Origin of the sequence: Burkholderia sp. RS01 (assembly GCF_039748055.1) — a bacterium.
In the GTDB taxonomy this organism is placed as follows: Bacteria; Actinomycetota; Actinomycetes; order Actinomycetales; family Micrococcaceae; genus Arthrobacter.
In genome coordinates this window covers 55,950-74,601 of the sequence record NZ_JBDLAK010000019.1, presented here as the reverse complement: position 1 = coordinate 74,601, position 18,652 = coordinate 55,950, and the positions used below count along the sequence as shown (strand labels likewise).

Annotated in this window: 21 protein-coding genes and 1 riboswitch; of the genes, 6 read left to right on the top strand and 15 right to left on the bottom strand. The window is 67.0% G+C overall.

The features are described from left to right. Positions 1 to 272: 272 nt before the first annotated feature. Positions 273 to 2,189: a DEAD/DEAH box helicase gene (locus tag ABFP37_RS17020; RefSeq protein WP_347034272.1), complete on the top strand. Its 1,917-nt coding sequence runs from the start codon at positions 273 to 275 to the stop codon at positions 2,187 to 2,189. Between the two features lie 127 nt (positions 2,190 to 2,316). On the opposite strand, the gene ABFP37_RS17015 is transcribed toward ABFP37_RS17020, so the two are convergent. The 6 genes from ABFP37_RS17015 to ABFP37_RS16990 form a co-directional block, all read right to left on the bottom strand. Then, positions 2,317 to 2,967, bottom strand: a complete 651-nt coding sequence (locus ABFP37_RS17015) for an MBL fold metallo-hydrolase (RefSeq protein WP_347034271.1) — start codon at positions 2,965 to 2,967, stop codon at positions 2,317 to 2,319. Between the two features lie 165 nt (positions 2,968 to 3,132). Continuing rightward, a complete protein-coding gene (locus ABFP37_RS17010; RefSeq protein ID WP_347034270.1) occupies positions 3,133 to 4,137 on the bottom strand; it encodes an aldo/keto reductase in 1,005 nt (334 codons plus the stop codon). Between the two features lie 159 nt (positions 4,138 to 4,296). Further along, on the bottom strand, positions 4,297 to 4,671 hold the full coding sequence (locus ABFP37_RS17005) for a multidrug efflux SMR transporter (RefSeq protein ID WP_347034269.1): 375 nt from the start codon (positions 4,669 to 4,671) through the stop codon (positions 4,297 to 4,299). Next, the gene (locus tag ABFP37_RS17000; RefSeq protein WP_078027035.1) at positions 4,668 to 4,991 is read right to left on the bottom strand and encodes an SMR family transporter; all 324 of its coding nucleotides are present in this window, start codon (positions 4,989 to 4,991) and stop codon (positions 4,668 to 4,670) included. The genes ABFP37_RS17005 and ABFP37_RS17000 overlap by 4 nt, the downstream gene beginning before the upstream one ends. A gap of 9 nt (positions 4,992 to 5,000) precedes the next feature. After that, a riboswitch (guanidine-III (ykkC-III) riboswitch) is annotated at positions 5,001 to 5,067 on the bottom strand. 97 nt (positions 5,068 to 5,164) lie between these two features. Next, positions 5,165 to 5,695, bottom strand: coding sequence for a ferritin (locus tag ABFP37_RS16995; RefSeq protein ID WP_078027036.1), 531 nt, complete (start codon positions 5,693 to 5,695; stop codon positions 5,165 to 5,167). A gap of 66 nt (positions 5,696 to 5,761) precedes the next feature. Beyond that, on the bottom strand, positions 5,762 to 6,388 hold the full coding sequence (locus ABFP37_RS16990; RefSeq protein WP_347034268.1) for a HutD family protein: 627 nt from the start codon (positions 6,386 to 6,388) through the stop codon (positions 5,762 to 5,764). 166 nt (positions 6,389 to 6,554) lie between these two features. Here ABFP37_RS16990 and ABFP37_RS16985 point away from each other — a divergent pair, with 166 nt between their 5' ends. The 5 genes from ABFP37_RS16985 (at position 6,555) to ABFP37_RS16965 (ending at position 9,055) form a co-directional block, all read left to right on the top strand. Then, positions 6,555 to 7,151, top strand: coding sequence for a phosphoribosylanthranilate isomerase (locus tag ABFP37_RS16985; protein WP_347034267.1), 597 nt, complete (start codon positions 6,555 to 6,557; stop codon positions 7,149 to 7,151). Positions 7,152 to 7,304: 153 nt separating this feature from the next. After that, on the top strand, positions 7,305 to 7,811 hold the full coding sequence (locus ABFP37_RS16980) for an SRPBCC domain-containing protein (protein ID WP_347034266.1): 507 nt from the start codon (positions 7,305 to 7,307) through the stop codon (positions 7,809 to 7,811). After that, on the top strand, positions 7,808 to 8,209 hold the full coding sequence (locus ABFP37_RS16975) for a YccF domain-containing protein (protein WP_347034265.1): 402 nt from the start codon (positions 7,808 to 7,810) through the stop codon (positions 8,207 to 8,209). Before ABFP37_RS16980 ends, ABFP37_RS16975 begins: the two co-directional genes overlap by 4 nt. A gap of 14 nt (positions 8,210 to 8,223) precedes the next feature. Next, a complete protein-coding gene (locus tag ABFP37_RS16970; protein WP_347034264.1) occupies positions 8,224 to 8,574 on the top strand; it encodes a metalloregulator ArsR/SmtB family transcription factor in 351 nt (116 codons plus the stop codon). After that, positions 8,567 to 9,055 (top strand): SRPBCC domain-containing protein, encoded by a 489-nt coding sequence (locus ABFP37_RS16965; protein ID WP_347034263.1) that lies wholly within the window; start codon positions 8,567 to 8,569, stop codon positions 9,053 to 9,055. Before ABFP37_RS16970 ends, ABFP37_RS16965 begins: the two co-directional genes overlap by 8 nt. 27 nt (positions 9,056 to 9,082) lie before the next feature. Here ABFP37_RS16965 and ABFP37_RS16960 read toward each other — a convergent pair whose 3' ends face one another. From ABFP37_RS16960 to ABFP37_RS16920, 9 genes are all read right to left on the bottom strand, one after another. Further along, the gene (locus ABFP37_RS16960) at positions 9,083 to 9,964 is read right to left on the bottom strand and encodes a DUF4031 domain-containing protein (protein WP_347034262.1); all 882 of its coding nucleotides are present in this window, start codon (positions 9,962 to 9,964) and stop codon (positions 9,083 to 9,085) included. An 85-nt stretch (positions 9,965 to 10,049) separates the two neighbouring features. After that, entirely contained in the window at positions 10,050 to 10,787 is a 738-nt protein-coding gene (locus ABFP37_RS16955) for a hypothetical protein (protein WP_347034261.1), read from the bottom strand. Between the two features lie 98 nt (positions 10,788 to 10,885). Then, the gene (locus tag ABFP37_RS16950) at positions 10,886 to 11,056 is read right to left on the bottom strand and encodes a hypothetical protein (protein ID WP_185982378.1); all 171 of its coding nucleotides are present in this window, start codon (positions 11,054 to 11,056) and stop codon (positions 10,886 to 10,888) included. Beyond that, entirely contained in the window at positions 11,053 to 11,430 is a 378-nt protein-coding gene (locus tag ABFP37_RS16945) for a hypothetical protein (protein WP_078027044.1), read from the bottom strand. Before ABFP37_RS16945 ends, ABFP37_RS16950 begins: the two co-directional genes overlap by 4 nt. Continuing rightward, on the bottom strand, positions 11,420 to 13,408 hold the full coding sequence (locus tag ABFP37_RS16940) for a hypothetical protein (protein WP_347034260.1): 1,989 nt from the start codon (positions 13,406 to 13,408) through the stop codon (positions 11,420 to 11,422). The genes ABFP37_RS16945 and ABFP37_RS16940 overlap by 11 nt, the downstream gene beginning before the upstream one ends. Beyond that, positions 13,405 to 15,513 (bottom strand): glycosyltransferase, encoded by a 2,109-nt coding sequence (locus tag ABFP37_RS16935; RefSeq protein WP_347034259.1) that lies wholly within the window; start codon positions 15,511 to 15,513, stop codon positions 13,405 to 13,407. The genes ABFP37_RS16940 and ABFP37_RS16935 overlap by 4 nt, the downstream gene beginning before the upstream one ends. Before the next feature lie 13 nt (positions 15,514 to 15,526). Then, on the bottom strand, positions 15,527 to 16,627 hold the full coding sequence (locus tag ABFP37_RS16930; RefSeq protein WP_347034258.1) for a hypothetical protein: 1,101 nt from the start codon (positions 16,625 to 16,627) through the stop codon (positions 15,527 to 15,529). A 61-nt stretch (positions 16,628 to 16,688) separates the two neighbouring features. After that, entirely contained in the window at positions 16,689 to 17,687 is a 999-nt protein-coding gene (locus ABFP37_RS16925; RefSeq protein ID WP_078027047.1) for a glycosyltransferase, read from the bottom strand. A gap of 1 nt (position 17,688) precedes the next feature. Then, positions 17,689 to 18,483 carry a glycosyltransferase family 2 protein gene (locus tag ABFP37_RS16920; RefSeq protein ID WP_260680999.1) on the bottom strand — a complete coding sequence of 265 codons (795 nt, stop codon included), beginning with the start codon at positions 18,481 to 18,483 and terminating at the stop codon, positions 17,689 to 17,691. Positions 18,484 to 18,652: the final 169 nt, after the last annotated feature.

Genomic DNA, 18,652 nt, shown 5'->3' with positions numbered 1-18,652 from the left:
GGGCGGCTGATGCTAGACTGGTGGAACTTGATGTGCAGTGATGCCCACTTTGTTCCGGTCCATCAACCGGAATCCCGCAAAGGACCCGTCCTTGTGGGGAGTGGGTTTTTTTCATGTGAGAGGCACATCCTGCGTCGATGAACGCTATTTGGTCCCAGCCGCATTATGCCGGCCGGTTGATCACCTGACTTTTCCTCGGCGACCCCCTGAGCCAACCGGCATCGGGGGCCGATATCCGCTTGGATACCGCCCGAAAGACCCTGATAAAACACATGACTACTTTCGCTGCCCTCGGCACGCCCAAGGCGCTTGCCGACACCCTGACAGCCCAGGGAATTGTTGAACCGTTCCCCATCCAGGTCAAGACCCTCCCGGACACCCTGGCCGGGCGCGACGTCCTGGGCCGTGGCCGCACCGGCTCCGGCAAGACCATCGCCTTCGCCATCCCGCTGGTTGCCCGCCTCGCCGAGCGCGAAGCCAAGCATTTCCGCAAGCCCGGCCGTCCCATGGGCCTGGTCCTTGCACCCACCCGTGAACTGGCCACGCAGATCAACGCCACCATCGAACCGATGGCCAAGGCCATGGGCCTGAACACCACCGTGATCTACGGCGGCATCTCCCAGGCGCGCCAGGAGAAGGCCCTGCGCGCCGGCGTCGACATCGTCATCGCCTGCCCGGGCCGCCTGGAGGACCTCATCCGCCAGCGCATCCTGACCCTCGAAGCCGTTGAGGTCACCGTGCTGGACGAGGCCGACCACATGGCCGACCTCGGATTCCTGCCCGTGGTCAAGAAGCTCATGGACATGACCCCCACCCAGGGCCAGCGCCTGCTGTTCTCCGCCACCCTGGACAACGGCGTGGACAAGATCGTCCAGCGATACCTGTCCAACCCGCTGACCCACTCGGTGGACGATCCGCAGGCCGCGGTGACCACCATGGAACACCACGTTCTGGTGGTCAACGACCAGACCATCAAGAAGCAGCTGATCGTCGAGCTCGCCTCGGGCGCCGGCCGCCGCGTGCTCTTCATGCGCACCAAGCACCACGCCCGCAAGCTGGCCAAGACCCTCACCGACGCTGGCATTCCCGCCGTCGACCTGCACGGCAACCTGTCGCAGAACGCCCGTGACCGCAACCTGGCCGAGTTCTCCTCCGGCGAGGTCCGCGTCCTGGTGGCCACCGACGTCGCCGCCCGCGGCGTCCACGTGGACGACGTCGAACTGGTCATCCACGTTGACCCGCCCACGGAGCACAAGGCGTACCTGCACCGCTCCGGCCGTACGGCACGTGCCGGTTCGGACGGAACCGTGGTCACGCTGACCCTGCCCGAGCAGCAGTCCGACGTCAAGAAGCTGATGAAGGCTGCCGGCGTCGAGGTCAACTTCGAGCGCGTCACCGCCAACTCGCCGCTGGTCGCCGAACTGGTGGGCGAAATGGCCGACAAGATTGATCCGCGCACCCGCGCCGCACTGCTCGCGGCCAAGGCTGCGCAGCACGGCGGCGGCACCTCCACCGGTGCCAACGCAGAACGCAAGCGCGCACGCCGCCAGGCTGCACCCACCACGGGTGGCCGCGGCGGACGCGGGGGACGCGGCCGGGTATCGGCCGAGGCTCCCCGCACCGACCTGCCCCGTGCCGAGCGCCGCGCCGTGGCCTACGAAGGCCAGGCCGCAGCCCGCAACGCCGCAGACCGCGTCATCGAGCAGAACGAGGACCGGGCCCAGGCAGCAGCAGCCGCACGCCGCAACGCCCGTGGCCGTGGCACGGCGTCCACGCATCGCAACGACGTTCCGGCGGCTGGCGGCCGTTCATCGGCCGGCCGCGGTTCGGACGGACGTTCCGAATCCCGCATCACCCGCAGCGATGCTCCCCGTGGCGGCACCGGCCGCCCGGCCACCGGCGGCCAGCGCAGCGGACGTCCGGCAACGGGCCAGCGTGCCGCGGGCGCCCCTGCCGGCACCGGCGCACGCACCGGCGGAGGCAACACCGGCGCACGCACCAGCGGCGGCAGCACCGGCGGCCAGCGCGCTGCAGGCGGCAACAAGGCTGTTTGGTCCTCCAACACCGGCGGCACCTCGGGCGGTTCCTACGCCGGCGGCGGCAACGGCCGTTCCGGCGAAGGCCGTCCGGCACGCAGCGGCCCCCGCCGCGCATCGGCTCCGGCATCGAACGAACGCCGCGGCCGCTAGGGTTACGGTTTTCCGCTAGTCAAAATGACGGACGCTACGGGGATTCCCGTAGCGTCCGTCATTTTCCGCAGCGCCAGCCCTGATCCGCCGCGCCAGTCACGATGCGCAGCGAGCAAAGGCGCAGCCCTCACCAGCCGCGGGACCGCCACTCGGCCAGGTGCGGGCGCTCCGCACCCAGCGTGGTGGGCTTGCCGTGGCCCGGATGCACCACGGTGTCGTCCGGATACACGTTGAACAGCCGCTCGGTCACGTCGCTGAGCAGCTGGGCGAACCGCGCAGGATCGTTCTGCGTATTGCCCACGCCGCCCGGGAACAGCGAGTCCCCGGAAAAGATGTGGGCGGGGCCTTCCGGATCCTGGTAAACCAGTGCAATGGACCCCGGCGTGTGCCCGCGGAGATGCACTGCCGTCACGTCGAAGCCGGCGAAGTTGCCGACGTCCCCGTGGTCCAGCAGTACGTCGACCGTCACCGGAAGTTCCGGCGCGTCGTCGGTTCCCGCGGCAGTCCGGGCCCCGGTTGCCTCCACCAGGCCGGGCAGTGCCCTGACATGGTCCCAATGCTGGTGTGTGGTGGCCACCAGCTCCAGCTTCGGCGTCGCCGAGGTGTCTGCCGAGGCGTTCGCGAGCATCGACTGAATGGCAGGAAGATCGTCAGCGGCGTCGATCAGCAGCTGCGCACCGGACGTCCTGGCGGTGAGCAGATACACGTTGTTGTCCATCTCGCTGACCGAAATGCGGCGGATGGTGATGTCCCGGAGTGAGTGAATAAGCGTGTCCATGCGGTTCAGTCTACGAAGCTGAGCCAACACGGCACGTCGAGCCAAGACAGTGCGCTGAGCACAGTGCCGCCGCGCCCACCGCGGATTCCAGTATCGGAATGCGGAGGAGCGGCGGTTTTGTGCGTTCAGTTGCCGGCGCGGCCGGCCACGTCCGGGATGTCGGGCCTACTCGCGTCCCTGAGACACCCACTGCGGATTGGCGGACCGGGAGCCGACGACGGCGTCCGCGGCGCCGTCGAGCACGTCCAGTTGAGCGGCACTGAACCCGAGCGACAGGGCGCCCAGGTTTTCGTCGATGCGGTGCGCTTTGCGGGTGCCGGGAATCGGGACCACCGGCAGGCCGAGCCGCCTGCCGTGGGCCAGCAGCCAGGCCAGGGCCACTTGGGCCGGAGTTGCTTCCAGCTCGGCAGCCACGGACCGCACGGCCTCAACAACACCTTCGTTGGCGTGCAACGCTCCCTCGGCGAAGCGCGGAATGTTGCGCCGGAAGTCGTTGTCGCCCAGCCGGGATGCGTCGACCGTTCCGGTCAGGAAACCACGGCCGAGCGGCGAATACGGCACGAACCCCACACCCAGTTCCGCGGCGGCCGGAACCACGTTCCGTTCCACGTCACGGCTCCAGATGGACCATTCGCTCTGGACCGCGGCGATGGGGTGGATGGCCGCGGCGTCGCGCAGTTCACTGGCCGTCACCTCGGACAGGCCCAGATGGCGGACCTTGCCCGCCTGCACCAGTTCGGCCATGGCCCCGACCGTCTCAGCGATGGGAACACGGACGTCCCGCCGGTGCATGTAGTAGAGGTCGATCACGTCGGTGCCGAGCCGCCGGAGGCTGCGGTCGGCCGCCTCCTTAACGTACGCGGCGTCCCCGCGGATATCGGTGTAGCCCGTGGACGGCGTGCCCACGAGGGAAAACTTCGTGGCCAGCTGGACGTCGCCGCGGCGGTCCTTGAGCAGCTTGGCGATCAGCTCCTCGTTGCTCCCGCCGCCGTAAATGTCCGCGGTGTCGATGAAGCTGATGCCCGCGTCCACCGCATGCTGCAGCGTGCGGAGCGCCTCGGCCGGGTCGACCTCGCCGTACACGGGGGTGAGCGCCATTCCGCCGAACCCAAGCGGACTCACGCGGAGGCCGTCGCCCAGGTGAACCGATGCTGCCGAGTTGTTCGTCATCTCAATCTCCATCTCCAGGGAAGTACCGTCCCAGCCAAGAACCAAGAAGGCCGGGCAGGTATTCCGGCAAGTCATTCCAGGGCCGGCCGCTGGATCTCACCGGTTATCGCTTCCGGCTAACCGGATTCCTCGGCGTTTCCCTGCGACCCGCCGGGCCGCTCAAAGGTGGGGAGGTTCAGTGCCGGTGCTTGGGCGGCCGGCCGGCAGCATCTTGAGTCCCGCGGCGCAGGCCACGATCCCGGCGATGAACAGCACCTTGAGGAGGCTGAAGGGCTCGACGCCGGTGGCCATGGCCCAGCCGACGGTCAGGGCCGCGCCGATCCCCACCCAGACGGCGTAGGCGGTGCCGAGGGGGATGGTCTTCACCGCCATGCCCAGGCCTTGCAGGCTGAGCGCGGCGGTCACGGCGAAAACAACCGTCGGCAGCGGCCGGGTCAGGCCGTCGGACTGGCCCAGTGCGGTGGCCCAGACGGCCTCCAGGACGGCCGAGGCGAGCAGGATGATCCAGGCCGTGGCAGGCTTCGTAAGCATCATGCCACCGCCTTCAGGCCAACCACGCACGCGGCGATCCCGGCGAGCAGCAGGATGCGCCCCGCCGTCGGCCGTTCCACCTTGGCCGCTATCGCATAGACGGAGGTCAGCACCACGCCCACGCCGACCCACACCGCGTACGCGGTTCCGGTGGGAATGGACTGCATGGCGACGGCAAGGCCGGCGGTGCTGGCAGCGACCGACGCGAGGAAGAGGGCCATCGGCGCGATCCGGCGCCGTCCCGAGGAGCGGGACGCGCGGTGCAGCGCTGCGGCCCAGACGGCCTCGAGCGCGCCCGAGAAAATGAGGATTAACCACGACATGACAGATCCTTTGGCCAGTCTTGTCGCGTGCCGGGTACTGAACCGTCGTCCGGAGGTCCGCCGAACGGGACCTTGGTCCTCAGCCTAGCAACGCCCGACGGCGGCGGCCACTGGTGGTGGCAAAGCTCACCGGAGCTCGGTGCAGGCCGCCGGCCGTCAGGGACTGCCCGCTGTCAGAGGGCGCCGCCGGCGGCCTCCGGGCCGGACGAATCACGGCCGCCGTCGCCGATGGTTTCCCGGGCTATGAAGTTCTCGATGTCGAAGAGGTTGTCTGCGCGTTCGGCGATGTTCAGCAGCGTGGTCATGGAGGCGACCTCCTCCACCTGCTCCTTTAGGAACCACAGCATGAACTGTTCACCCAGGGCATCGTCCTCGGCGCGGGCGGCGCGGAACAGGCCTTCGATGCTGCGCGTGACTTCCTTTTCCTGCTGCAGCGCGAGGGCGAGCGGTTCCGTGACGGATGCGAAGTCGTTGCGGACTGCGGGTACCCCGGGAATCTCCACGTGAACGTCACGGTCAAGCATGTACTGGACCATCATCATGGCGTGGTTGCGTTCCTCCACCGACTGCCGGTAGAAGTACTTGGCCAACTGGGGGAGGTCCTGGTTAGCGAACCAGACGGCCACGGCCACGTACTGCTGGGAGGCCGAGAATTCGTTGCCGATCTGGAGGGACAGGAGATCGTTGAACTTTGACTTGGTCATGGCCCGAGTCTAGGTTCGGGCGTCCCGGGCGGCCAGTGTGGAAAGGCTCAGGTAAGCAAGTGTAGGCTAGCCTGCCACCGGATCGATGGACACGACGGCCAGGAACCCGCGGCCCAAGATTTCGGGCGTCTGCGTGTCTGAACCGACGACGGCGTCATAGCGGTTGAGTGCCTCCGGTTCACCCGGCGCCGTGGCGGGTTCGGCTGCGGGTTCGGCTGCGGGTTCGGCTGCGGTGTCAGCGACGGCGACGGTGGCCTGGCCCTGGAGCAATATGCCGAGCTGACCCTCAAATACGGGATGCGCCCGCTTTTTCGAGAGCTCCACGATCGAGGTGTAGCCCTTGAACGCTCCGGTGCGGGTGATGACGTTCAGGTCGCGGATGTCGCCGGTGGGCAGGGCACTTGAGGTCGCAGCTTCGCCCGAGAACCGGAAGGGCCGGTACTTCTCGAGCGGGTGTTCGCCGCCGTCCACGGTCAGCAGCAGGAGCTCGCCGTCGATCACGGTCAGCACGCGCTCCATGCCCGGAAAGGCCGAGAAGTCTCCGGCTTTGGAGACGTCGGCGATGCTGACGCGCCAGTCCCACACGCCGTCCTGCGCAGAGGCGGCCAGGGGATGGCTGGCCAGCTCCCGGGTGACCCCGCCCCCGTTCCGCCAGGGTTGGGGTCTGAGGTCTGCGAAACGGATGATCTCCATCCGCCCAGCCTAGCCCGGGCAGGCCCTGCTGTGCGGCAGCCGCCTGCTCGGCCGCCTGTTCCAGCGGCCGGTTCCATTTGCCGTTGCCCGCGCCTTCCGCCCCGCGTAAAGTCGGCACAGCATTCCTACGCCGTTGGGGAACAGTTCAACTACAAGGAGCCGGTTTATGTTCGTCAAAGTGTGCGGGCTGAGTACGCCTGAATCCATCCGCGAGGCAGTGGACGCTGGCGCGGACGCGGTGGGTTTCGTCCTGACGGCCAGTCCCCGGGCAGTGTCTCCGGCGCAGGTCACCAAGCTGCTCAGCGAGGTTCCGGGCGGCGTAGCCGCCGTCGGCGTTTTCCGCCACGAGCCCGCGGCGGATGCCGTGGCCATTGCCCGCGCCGCCGGTCTGGACTGGATCCAGCTCCACGGCGCCCGCACTCCCGGGGACGTCAAGACAGCGCACGACGCCGGCATGAAGGTCATCCGGGCAGTCACCATGGATGACGCGCCGGACGCGTTCACCAGTTGGGGCGAGGAACTGCTGCTGATCGACGCCGCCGTTCCCGGATCGGGCGAGGCCTGGGACTACGGCTCCGTGCGCGCAAAGGGACTCGAAGGGCGTGAGTGGCTCCTTGCCGGCGGCCTGGATCCGGCAAACGTCGCAGAAGCAGCCCGGGCTGCCGGCGCCTGGGGCGTGGACGTCTCCTCCGGCGTCGAACTTTCCCGGGGAGTCAAGGATCTGGCGAAGATCCGCGCCTTCGTTACCGCGGCGAAGTCCTAAGGAAGTTGCTCTTGACCGCCATGCCCGGCGGTGGGATATTTAACTTGTTCGTTAATTAATGCATCGGTTAAACACCTTAACCGCTGGCGGGCCGGAATCCCGGCGAATCCGATGCCATCCCGTATGAGTCCGTATGAGATTCAGGAGTCCGACATGAGCACGCAGCAGGAACGCCAATCCTTCACCCTTTCCATGGAGCGCGAATTCGACGCTCCCCGGGACCTGGTCTTCAAGGCGTTTATGGACCCGCAAACCCTGTCCGCCTGGTTCGGCCCGGAGGGCGTGGACACTCCGCTGGACCGCATCGAGGTGGAGCCTCGGGTCGGCGGCGTGTGGCGCATGGTGATGGTCTATGAGGAGGACGGCGTCCCCAAGGAATCGCCTATCGATTCGGTCATCCAGGAATACGATCCGCCGCGGCTCCTGGCGACGTCGCAGTTGGACTCGGACCTTGCGGAGGGGCAAACGCACGTCATGAGTCTGCGGCTGGAGTTTGAGGACATCGGCGGGCGCACGCTGCTACGGCTGACCCAGTCCGGCTTCAACAGCCAGGAGTACGCCGACATGACGCGCAACGGCTGGGCGAGTTCCTTCACCCTGCTGGACGCTGAGCTCGGGAGGACGCGGCCGAAGAGTGATGCGGGGACAATTAACTCATGAAGACCATACTCAACATCATCTGGCTCGTATTCGGCGGACTCTGGCTGGCGGTTGGCTACTTTGCCGCCGGCGTCATCTGCTGCCTCCTCATTGTGACCGTTCCGTGGGGCATCGCGTCGTTCAGGATCGCGTCGTACACGCTGTGGCCGTTCGGCCGCATGGTGGTGGACAAGCCGGGAGGCAACGGCGTTTTCGCGCTGTTGGGAAACGTGATCTGGCTCCTCGTGGCCGGCATCTGGATCGCGATCGGCCACGTGGTCACGGCGTTCGCGATGGCCGTCACCATCATCGGGATTCCGCTGGCCATCGCCAACCTGAAGCTCATTCCGGTGTCGCTGATGCCGCTCGGCAAGCAGATCGTTCCCACCAGCACACCTTTCGTCACCACCTACCGCTGACAGGCCGGCAATGAATGGCAAACGACCAGCTCAGCATGATCTTCGCTGCCCTGGCGGACCCCACGCGGCGCGCCATCCTGGCGCGCCTGGCCGAGGGGGAGGCCACGGTCAACGAACTCGCGGAGCCGTTTGAGATCAGCCTCCCGGCCGTCTCCCGCCACCTGAAGGTATTGGAGGCAGCCGGGCTGATCTCGCGCAGCCGCAACGCGCAATGGCGCTCCAGCCGCCTCGAGGCCGCGCCGCTCGGCGCTGCCACGCAGTGGATGGAGACGTACCGCCGCTTCTGGGACATGAGCTTCGACAAGCTCGATGCCCACCTGAAGAGAATCCAGACCACGGAAAGGGAGGAAGGCCAAAATGTCTGAGCAACTGACCCCAATGCAATCCACGGCGCCGGACGAGTTGATGCTTGTCATCACCCGCCACTTCGAGGCGCCCATTCAAACCGTGTGGTCGGCCCTGACGGATCTTAACCAGGCGCCGGCATGGTGGGGGCCGCACGGGTTCCACGTCCCGCGCGAAACCATCGAGGCCGACTTCGAAGTCGGCGGACGCTACCGTGCCTGCATGGTCCAGGAGGAGACCGGCCAGCGGCTTTGGTGGAGCGGCATCCACACACGCATCGAACCGCCCACCACCTTCGAATACACCTACGCCTGGGACAACGAAGACGGCACGCGGGGCTACGAGACTGAAGTGGCCATCAAGCTGGAGGAGGAGGCCGGTGGCACCCGGATGACCTTCACCCAGGGCCCCTTCGAGTCCGTGGAAAGCCGGGACGGGCACGGCGGCGGCTGGGGCGAGGCCTTTGACCGGCTGGCAACCCACCTGAGGTCCGCCGCATAGCGTCCGGCGCGGCCCGGCCGCAGGCCGTCACTGGCCGGCTGACTCGAGTTCGTCCCGGAGGTTCCGCCGCGCCGCTTCCAGCCACAACTCGCGGGCACGGCGGCTGTGGAATAGCGGGTCGAGTTCCAGCAGCCCGCGCACGACGGCGGCCCGGCCGGCCGCGAAGTCGGCGTCGCCTATGTGCGCGTAGTCTTCGCGGACGGCGGCCACGTACCTGGCGTAGGGCTCCGGTTCGCCGCCGAGAACCGACAGGTCCGCGTCGCAGAGGAGGGCGCCGTCGTCGTCCCCTGCCGGAGGCCGGTGGTCAGACGTCAGGCGGACCAGCCGTGCCACCTCCGCAACGTCCCCGGCGGGGAGTCCGGCCTCGGTGAGCCTGAGCTCGGCGAGGCGGGCCGACTCCTCCTCGTCCAGGCCGGCGGCGCCGCGGTAGACGGCGTCGTGGAACCAGGCCGCGAGAACCACGGTGCGCGGGGGTTCTGCGGGTTCGGTGAGCAGGTCCAGCGCCTCGAGCACCGCCAGCAGGTGCGTGCAGCCGTGATACCGGCGGTGGCTCTCGCTCCAGCGGTCAAGAAGGTCCAGGAACAGGGCATCGTGGCCGGCCATCACCGTGTTCCAGCGGTTCAGCAACGGGGTCTTCAGCGATGTGTTGCGCTCGCGGGCGGGGATCCTGAGTCCGCTGGCGATCAGCTTCCGGACCAGGATCCGGGCCTCCACGGGAATGGCGCCCGCCGCTACGAGCGCATCGTAGCGGCGCTCGGGCACATCGTAGTGGTCGCCGTCGAACGCCCGCTCCGGGATCTCAGCCGCGGCGGCAAACGCGTGCAGTTCTGCCAGCGAGGCGTCCGAAATCAGGTGCGAAAAGTGTGTTCCGTGCGCAGGCCAGAGAGGCGGATCCAGGTAAACGGCCATGCAGGAAGTCTAGTCCCCGGGCCCCTGGGGTTCCCGGCAGGCGGCCTGCCCGCCGCCTGCCGTTCTGGAATTCGCGCGGGACGTACTACGACGCCCTGACGACGACGTCGTCGATGTATTCGTCTCCCATCTGGCGGGCGTGCTCGGCACCCAGCTGCACTGCGCTCAGGCTCGAGACGCCGAGGTTGACGACACTGCTGGAATACTCGGCTGCGCCGTCGAACCACACCTTGATTGTTGACTGGCTGCCGTTGGCGGTCACCGTCATTTGGGCATGGTGCCAGGTGTTCAACGGGATGCTGGAGGACTTCAGCTTGGTGTAGGTGAAAGTCGTCCCGTCCGGGTTGGTGACGCGCAGCCAGAGCTGCCCGTTGCTGTTGTAGCGGTAGATGTCCGCGATCCGGTTGCCGCCTGAGAAGAACCGAAGGTACGGGACATCGTTTCCGGCCACGCCTGCGGTGGTGATGTTGAACCAGCCGTCGGCGCTTGCTGTCTTGGTGCCCGAACTCAGTGGCGCCGACATTTTGGCGATAGATCCGGAGTCGGCGGTCACATGGAGTTTGACGGAGCACAGCCCCTTCTGGTGCTGTGAGGAGGAGATGTTGGCCGTTCCGGTTCCCGCGGTGGTCTTGACGAAGGGAACAATGGAACCTTCGAAGCTCGTGGCGGCCACCACGTTCGTTCCGGCCAGCGTACTGGTTGGTTTGGCTGTGCTGGTGCTGCACGTGACCGCGTTGGCGGCCTGTGACGAGGCGAAGATCAGTCCACCGGACAACATCACGCCGACGGCACCTGCTGTGCCCAGTTTCTTCAACTTGCTCATTTGGTAGTCCTCACTATCTTGTTTGTGTCTTTGGTAACCGGCCGGTGGGCCGGTCCCGGCGGAGCGGCCGGGCAGGCCATGCCAGGAGCGAAACGCCATTACAGCAGCTGGATGAGCTTGGCCAGGAGCGAGACGCAGATGAGGGAAAGGAGGGCCGCAGCGGTGTAAACCGCGGCTTTCGGCAGCGGGGCGTCCGGCCGAACTATGCGCAAGGCATCACACGTAACCAATGCCACGACGGTGGCAAATCCTGTCAGGAAGATGATCATCGCGCACCTGCCAGGGAGTCGCGGGAGCGCTGGACGCCGAGCGCCAGTAGTCCCAGAGTGATCAGCGACAGGAGGCACACCGCCGCCGGCGGCGACCAGATCCGCGAAAAGACCATGGCCGTGGAGATGATGGTGGCGAGCGCGAGGCTGGAAGCCACGGCAATGGACACAGCCAGCGGGAGGGTGCCGCGCGCCTCGGGACTGTCCGGCGGCCCGAACCGAAGAAGCATGACCAGGGCTGTGCCGGGGCCTGCCAGGATCAGCAGCCCGATCACCAAGAGCCTCAGGCCCTCCGGCCCGAAGAAGGAGAGCGGTATGGCGGCGATGGCAATGCCGCCCACCGCATACGTCACGTACTTTCTATCAAATGCCATTGCCTGCTCCTTTGATGTGGAAGACCACGCCGCCGGCCTCATCGAACACTTTCGTCCAGCCGGGGCTGGCGCCGCACGTTGCAATGAAGTGGTCAAGGTCCCCGGGGGGCGTCGTTTCGAGAAGTTCAGCCGCCCGTTTTTGGCTTGTTGTGATGATCAGGTAGGCGCCTGACCGCTGTGCAATTCTGTTGGTTGCATCGCACGTCAGCGGGGCGGCGTCGGGCCGTGGCTGGGCCGCCAGAAGCTCCCGGTAGTCGTACTCGGCGTATTTCTGGAACTGCCACGGGGTGTTGCGCACTGCCTCGATGAGGATTGATCCTGTCGGGGCTGTCGCGTAGAGCTTGTTGACCAGCGAGATTTCTTCCGGCGTGAACTTCTCCATGCTGTCATTGCCGTAGCGGGTCACCACGGTGGCGCCGGCCAGAACAGATCCCAGCATCAGCAGGGCAATGATCCGTTTCCAGCCGGGCGCGCCCTGCCTGTCCGGGATCAGGATGAGTACGGCCAGGCAGGCAGCGAACGGCAGGCTGAAAAGGTACAGGCGAAGAAGCAGTTCGCCGCCGTATGGCTGCCCGGGAATCAGGGCCAGCGGTGCGAGCGCTCCCACTGCGGCAGTGAGCCACGCGGTCCGCCGCCGGTGGGCCATGAAAGCCCCCACTGCGGCCAGGACCCAGACCAGCGCCACCTCGGCAAGCCGCGTGTAGACCACAAGCACGTGGGCCTCGCTGCCGTTCACGCGTTGTGTTACGGCGCCGAGGGTGTTGGCCTGGACGTCGCCGAACGATCCGAACAGCTGGGACAGGTGGCCCTCGAAGTACGCAGAGGCCGCGAACACCAGCCAGCCGATCGGCAGGACCGCGGCGAGGATGGGCAGGTAGCGCAGGCGCAGCCGGCCGGTCAGGACGAAGAGGGCCAGGATGGGGATCACCGCGAAGGGGGTGAGCTGGTGGGACGCCGTCATGGCCAGGAGGAACCCGGCGCAGACCACCAGCAGGACGGCAGCGTCCGCCGGAGGAGGGCTTGCCATGCCCTGATGGGGCACGGTGGGGTCAAGTTTGGCCACGGTGTGGGCCAGTGACCTTGTGAACGGCTTGCTGCCGGTGGGCCAGGCCCATCCGCTGAAGACGCTCAGGAGACAGGCGAGCAGTGTGACGAGCAGCAGGAAGGCGTACGCCTGCGGGGACAGGTAGTCCTGCCCGACCCAGCTGGTCAGGAAGAAGATCCAGACCCCCGCCCACGCCTGCCGCGGCTGCGACGTCAGCCGCGTTGCCAGTGCCAGCAGCGGGGCCATCAGCAGCAGGTTGATTCCCAGCGGCGCCCACGTTGCAACACCCATCAGGTCCCGGACTCCGGTGGCGCCGGACACGAGCCCCAGGAGGTCGAAAAAGCCGGGCCAGTTGAAGTACGCGTCAAGATTCGTGTCCAGCTGGCCGGACTTGGCGATGTGGTCGGCAATGCCGAGGTGCCGGTAGCTGGCCTCGAGGCGGGGCAGGCCGTGGATGATGGGATCCGCGGCATGCAGGATAACCACGAGGACCATGACCTGGCCGGCCAGCAACGTCGGTGTGTACCGGCGCAGATTCAGGCTGGCCACGAATCCTGCCAGGCTGAGTGCGAGGGCAACGTAGTAGGCGGGCGGAAGTGCCTCGACGAGCCCCGTCCCGCCGATCCGCGCGGGATCCACGCTCAGCAGGCTCCAGATTCCCAGCGCCAGGGCCACGGCTGCCAGCCCGGCCAGAGCGCCAAGCTGCCAGGGACGCGACGATTCATGACGGACGACGGCGGGAGGCTGGGTGCCGCCGTGCTTGGCGCCGGCATGCTTGATTTCGGCATGCTTGGTGTCGCCATGCTTGCCGTCATGACGCCCGTCGTGCTTGGCACCGCCGTGCTTGGTTTCGCCGTGCGTCGTGTCGGCGTGACGGTGGGGTGCGGGTGACAGTGGTGTCGTCGGTGCGGACGACGTGGGTTCGGGTGTCATGGTTTCTCGATTCCAGTCGACTGGTTGAGTGCCGCTGGCTGGACCTCGACGGGGTCAGCTGCGGACAGGGCTAAGCTCAGCTTTCTGAGGCGGAAGACTGCGATCAGCGCGGCCGCGGCCTGGGCAGCGGACCACAGCGCGGACACGCCGGTGAGGCCGAACTCCTGGGCAGTGAACGCGGCGGGCGCCACCACCAGGACGGCAGCGAGGACAGCCACGGCCGTGGCTTCAACGAGGCGCCCGCGGGCGCGGCAAATGCCGAAGTAGACCTGGGTCACGCAGCTCAGCAGCAACGCCGGCACCAGGACGGGCAGCAAGATCCAGGCCGACGAGTACTGCGGACCAAGGACGCCCAGAAGGAAGGGACCTGCCACGAGCAGGATGGCGCCGGCCGAGAGCGTGAGGGCCAGGCTGGCCCTGAGTGCCGAGGACACCATGCCTGTTTTTGGCCTGGTGCCGGCCAGCGCGGTCTGCAGCGAGAATCCGGCGGACTGCGGGACGAAGAAGACGGCGGATGCCATCATCCACACGATGTACCAGGAGGCCGTTGAGGCCGGCCCGAGGGTGGCGGCAACGATCAGCGGAAGCAGATAGCCGGGGGCGCGGTCCGCCAGCATCAGGGCGTGGTTCGGAAGTCCCGGCTTCAGCAGTGCGACGGCGGGACCGGGCCGGAGCCCGCCCCTCCAGTCAGGCGAGACGCCGGCACGGCGGAGCTGGCGCAGTCCCACGAACACGCTGGCCAGGGCTCCGGCAGCCACGGCACCCACCACCACCGTCAGTTCGCGGAGCCCGGCGGCCAGCGCGACGCCCATCGCGGCGAGCTGCACCAGGCTTTGCACGAGGCTCCGGACCAGGGCACGGTCGGCGCGCTCCTGCGCGACTCCCACATGGTCCAGCTGGTAGGCAGCGGCTGCAAATACGGCCGTCGCTATGAAAATGCCCGTGACGAGCGGATCGTTCCAGGCCCGGCCGACGCCCGACCCCAGCGCGAACGTCACGGCTGCCATGGCGCCGGCCCCCACGACGGTGGAGACGCCCACGGTCAGCAGGCTGCTGGCAATCAGGCGGCGTCCGCCGTCGGACTGCCCTGGGAGGAGGGTGAGCGTCGCCGGCCCGACACCGAGCATCCCCAACTGAACCGTCAGCAGCGCAGCGGCCACCACGGCGGATCCCATGCCGATTTGCTCGGGCGGCAGCATGAGCGCCGCGAGAGCCCAGAACAGGAAGCCCGTCATCATGGGGGCTACCCTGGCCGCCGTCAGCCAGGCGGCGTTGCCGCTCACGGACAGCCCGGCACCGCGTGGGCGCAGGATCTCGCCGAACATGGAGCCGTAGTTATAGAGCATGAAGCCTGCCCAATAGGGAAGGAATCGCGGCGCGTGCAGCAGGGAAAGGCCCGTTCCCCGGACGGTGGCCAACAGCGGCAATGCCAGCATCCAGCCGGCGCGGGCGGGGTGCTTGCGGATGGTGCGGGCCATTCCGGCGCCGTCCTGGACCCACTGGTCGCGGGCGGCATCGAACGTGTCGGCGAACCTGTGGCGCACGGCAGTCGTGCTGGAGACGCCCAGCCGGTAACCGGCCTCTTCGAGCCGTATCCTCAGCTCGATGTCCTCGCCCGAGCGGAAGGTGTCGTCGAAAGCGACGGACAGCAGCACCTTTCTGCGCATGAGCGTGGCACAGACCCCGAACCACGAACGGACGCGGCTGTGGTTGTGGTGCCAGGCCAGGGCCGCGCCCCAGTAGCCCGGACCGTCGCTCTCACTGACAAGCCCGAACTGAAGTCCGTCGTAGCCGCAGACCTTGAATTCGTCCAGGAGTCCGCCCAGGGCACCCGGCGGAACCACCACGTCCGCATCGATGAGCGCCACGAGATCGCAGCTGGCGCTCTGGACGCCGAGCATCCTGGCCGCGGGGAGGCCGCGGCCTTCGTCGGAAATGACCCGGGCACCGAGTGAGCGTGCGATCTCGGCAGTGGCGTCAGTCGAGCAGCCGTCCACGACGATGATTTCCCGGGGCCTCTCGCTGCGGATGGACTCCAGGCACTCGCGCAGCCAGCTCGCCGCATTGCGCGCGGGAACCACCACCGACACCTCAAGATCGCTCACGTGGCCCCGCATCTCATTCCTCCAGCGTCGAACTGATCAGGTTGGCCACGTAATCCGAGGTCCGGTCCGCGGACCACGCGGCGGGGATCCGCAGGAGGGAGCACGGGACCCCATCCAGTGCCCTCCGCACCACAGCCGCCTTCTGGCTGAAGAATTCCTCGAGGGGGACGAGCCCGGTGGCACCCAGGGCTTCGATGAGCCTGCGCGAGACCATGGGCAGTTCCGAATGAAAGTTCCCCACGATGCGGGAGGTCATCCACTCAGGGCTGCGCATCTCGTGCCGTGCGTCGGAGCCGTCGTACCGTTCCAGGAATATCGCCAGCCGGGTCGGTGATCCGGATGAGATGCGGTCCGTTCCAAAGACCTCTTCCGGATGGACCATCCGGTGTTCCGGCGACCAGCGGCGGGTGAACGCCGCGGTCTTGGGATACCTGACGATCACCGGATGGACGGCCGTTGCCAGCTTGGCCACCGAATTCGTGAGCCAGCCCGGCGCCAGGGGCTTCCGGGCGCCGCTGAAGACGTCCGGGTAGATGGTCCGGTGATGGGGCTTGAGGAACATCGGTTTCGCGTAGCCCATGAGCCTGCCGTCAGCGTCGAGGAAGGCCCAGTCATCGGCCATGAACCGCACGCCCGGAATCGCGGTGAGCTTGGCGACCGTGCTGGTCTTGCCCACTCCGCCCCACGCCGGCAGCAGGACGCCGGAACCGCGGTAGTCCACAACCGCCGCATGGACCATGGCTGCGTTTTCCCTGATGCAGAGCCGGTCAAGCAGCGGGATGACGGCCGTCAGCAGTTCGCCGCTGCCTTGGATGGCGTAGCCGTCCCGGGTCTCGATGATGTGCACGCGGTCGGCGGGTAGGTAGAGGGAGCCCGCCGTGAAACGGTATGCGTCCTCGGCGTGTGACTGGTTTGCCACCGCCGTCGTTTCTCCGCTGATGTGCAGCCGCAGCGGTGCGCTGGATCCGCCCAGGAACGGAGCGAGCATATCCCGCAGCTGCGATTCGCCGGGCGTGCCGGAGGCCACATCGATGCCCACGAGGCCGTGGACGTCGAAGCTGGCACCCCTTGAAGGGACGGACTCCTTCATCACGTCTTTTTCGGACTGGCTCATGACCGGCGCAATCCGGCTGTTCCGGCGTTGTGGGTGGGGATGGGGTTCAGATAAGTGTGCATCAGTTGATTTCCCTCCAGCTGGCGTGTGGCGCGTGTGGTCCGGCTGCCGGGCTTGCCGGCTCGGTCGGAAGGCTGCGTCCCCGCAGGTATCCGAACGTTGTCACTGCGAGTACCGCGATGACGGTCAGGGCCCTGCTGAAACCGGCGGGATCCTTCCCCCGGAGCTGGTCCAGGATGCCCGAGGCCACTGCGCGCGGCAACATCCTGCGGACATACCGGCGTTCGGCTCCGAGCGCCCTCTTATGCCCCACGATCTTGCTGACCTGGGCCTTCGACATGCCTTCGGACCAGGAGCGGCGCAACATGTAGCTCAGCGTGCCCCGCTGGACAGGAACGAAGTGGCGCACCAGGGCCGCAGGTTCGTACACCACGCGGCCGCCGGGCGAACCGATGACCGCCCTGATGCAGATCTCCGTCTCCTCGCAGCCGAGCGGCAGGGAATTCTGGCGGCCGAGTGAGGTGTTGAATCCGCCGACGACGTCCAGGACCTCGGAGCGGAAGGACATGTTGGCGCCGATGACGTTGCGAACCTCTGCCGCGACCTTGGGCATGCCGCGGTACGAGCAGCCGACGATCCAGTCGAGCTCTTCGGCGAAGTGCGCGGGCCGTTGCGTTTCCCACATCGGCACAACGCGTCCGCCGACGGCCAGGACATCGTGGTCGTCATACAGTGCGGTCAGCCGTTCCAGCCAGTCCGGTGCGGCCTCGGCGTCGTCGTCGAGGAAGGCTACGATGCCTGCCGTGGCGGCGGCCGCTCCGGTGTTGCGGGCGCCGGACAGGCCCTTGGGGCCGGTATTTTCCAGGATCACCACATCGGAAACCGTGAAGATGAGCCTCTTGTAGAGGTCCATGTTGTAGTCGACCACGACGATCGTTTGCTGGGGCGGCACCGTTTGGGCGCGGACGGATTCGACGGCGGTCATCAGCATGTCCCAGCGGTCTTCCGTGTAGGAGCAGATCACCACGGAAACGGCAGGCAGTCCCTCGGAGTGATACATGTCATTCACCCGCCATGAGTCCCAGGACCGTCTGGGGATCGGTCGGGACGTGCGGAAGGGAGATGTTGGGGTACTTGTATTTCACGCGCCGCAGGGCTTCTGCACGGGCGCCGGCCGTGGGCGCGTCCCACCCGATGCATTCGCGGGCCAGGGTCCGCAGCACCCGCCACCCGTCGCGGAACGTATGGAGGTTCGAGTTGCCGGAGATCCTTGTGAGTTCGTTGCTCGGAACCTCGGCAATCCGAAGCCCCGCCCGGGAGGCCCGGACGATCAGCTCCGTCTCGATTTCAAAGCCGTCCGATTCCAGCTCCAGGATCTCGAGGCATTCGCGGCGCATTGCAATGTAGCCATAGCACAGGTCCGAGTAGTTGCTGTGGAGCACGAGGTTGGCCAGCCCGGTCAGTGCCCTGTTGCCGGCGCTGCGCAGCAGGGTGATGTCGTCCGAGCCTCCGCCCGTGACGTAGCGCGAGCCTTTGACGAAGTCGAACTCGTGCTGGAGCGGCGAGACAAACCAGCCGATCTCCTGGGGGTCCATGCTCCCGTCAGCGTCGAGCATGACGATGATGTCACCGGAAGCGGCTGCGAATCCGGCCCGGACAGCCACGCCCTTGCCGGCGTGGGGCTCCGAAACGACGACCACGTCGAGGCGGAGGGCGCGGGCAACGTCGACGGTGCTGTCAAGGGAACGCCCGTCAACAATGACTACTTCGTCCACATATGAGGGCATGCGGCGAAGGACCCAAGGGAGGTTCATGGCTTCGTTCAGGGTGGGGATCACCACGCTGACGGAGGCCACAGGGGGCGGCACCGAATCCGGTGCGCGCAGATTAGAAACAAGTATAGGGATGGTCACTAGCCTCACCACTCATGGAGTTGTTTGCTTTTGCCACCACAGCAGCCCTCCCGGCTATCAACCCGGAGGTAGACCAAAGCGCTCGCTGCTGCGGTAGTGGCAACTTGCTTGC

Excerpts from the sequence above, each read along its gene's own strand:
- ABFP37_RS16930 (WP_347034258.1), bottom strand. The coding sequence starts at position 16,627 with ATGAGCCAGTCCGAAAAAGACGTGATGAAGGAGTCCGTCCCTTCAAGG.
- ABFP37_RS16975 (WP_347034265.1), top strand. The coding sequence starts at position 7,808 with ATGAAGACCATACTCAACATCATCTGGCTCGTATTCGGCGGACTCTGG.
- ABFP37_RS16950 (WP_185982378.1), bottom strand. The coding sequence starts at position 11,056 with ATGATCATCTTCCTGACAGGATTTGCCACCGTCGTGGCATTGGTTACG.
- ABFP37_RS16925 (WP_078027047.1), bottom strand. The coding sequence starts at position 17,687 with ATGTATCACTCCGAGGGACTGCCTGCCGTTTCCGTGGTGATCTGCTCC.
- ABFP37_RS16985 (WP_347034267.1), top strand. The coding sequence starts at position 6,555 with ATGTTCGTCAAAGTGTGCGGGCTGAGTACGCCTGAATCCATCCGCGAG.
- ABFP37_RS17015 (WP_347034271.1), bottom strand. The coding sequence starts at position 2,967 with ATGGACACGCTTATTCACTCACTCCGGGACATCACCATCCGCCGCATT.
- ABFP37_RS17005 (WP_347034269.1), bottom strand. The coding sequence starts at position 4,671 with ATGATGCTTACGAAGCCTGCCACGGCCTGGATCATCCTGCTCGCCTCG.
- ABFP37_RS16970 (WP_347034264.1), top strand. The coding sequence starts at position 8,224 with ATGGCAAACGACCAGCTCAGCATGATCTTCGCTGCCCTGGCGGACCCC.
- ABFP37_RS16945 (WP_078027044.1), bottom strand. The coding sequence starts at position 11,430 with ATGGCATTTGATAGAAAGTACGTGACGTATGCGGTGGGCGGCATTGCC.
- ABFP37_RS16955 (WP_347034261.1), bottom strand. The coding sequence starts at position 10,787 with ATGAGCAAGTTGAAGAAACTGGGCACAGCAGGTGCCGTCGGCGTGATG.
- ABFP37_RS17020 (WP_347034272.1), top strand. The coding sequence starts at position 273 with ATGACTACTTTCGCTGCCCTCGGCACGCCCAAGGCGCTTGCCGACACC.
- ABFP37_RS16965 (WP_347034263.1), top strand. The coding sequence starts at position 8,567 with ATGTCTGAGCAACTGACCCCAATGCAATCCACGGCGCCGGACGAGTTG.
- ABFP37_RS16995 (WP_078027036.1), bottom strand. The coding sequence starts at position 5,695 with ATGACCAAGTCAAAGTTCAACGATCTCCTGTCCCTCCAGATCGGCAAC.
- ABFP37_RS16940 (WP_347034260.1), bottom strand. The coding sequence starts at position 13,408 with ATGACACCCGAACCCACGTCGTCCGCACCGACGACACCACTGTCACCC.
- ABFP37_RS16990 (WP_347034268.1), bottom strand. The coding sequence starts at position 6,388 with ATGGAGATCATCCGTTTCGCAGACCTCAGACCCCAACCCTGGCGGAAC.
- ABFP37_RS16960 (WP_347034262.1), bottom strand. The coding sequence starts at position 9,964 with ATGGCCGTTTACCTGGATCCGCCTCTCTGGCCTGCGCACGGAACACAC.
- ABFP37_RS17010 (WP_347034270.1), bottom strand. The coding sequence starts at position 4,137 with ATGACGAACAACTCGGCAGCATCGGTTCACCTGGGCGACGGCCTCCGC.
- ABFP37_RS17000 (WP_078027035.1), bottom strand. The coding sequence starts at position 4,991 with ATGTCGTGGTTAATCCTCATTTTCTCGGGCGCGCTCGAGGCCGTCTGG.
- ABFP37_RS16980 (WP_347034266.1), top strand. The coding sequence starts at position 7,305 with ATGAGCACGCAGCAGGAACGCCAATCCTTCACCCTTTCCATGGAGCGC.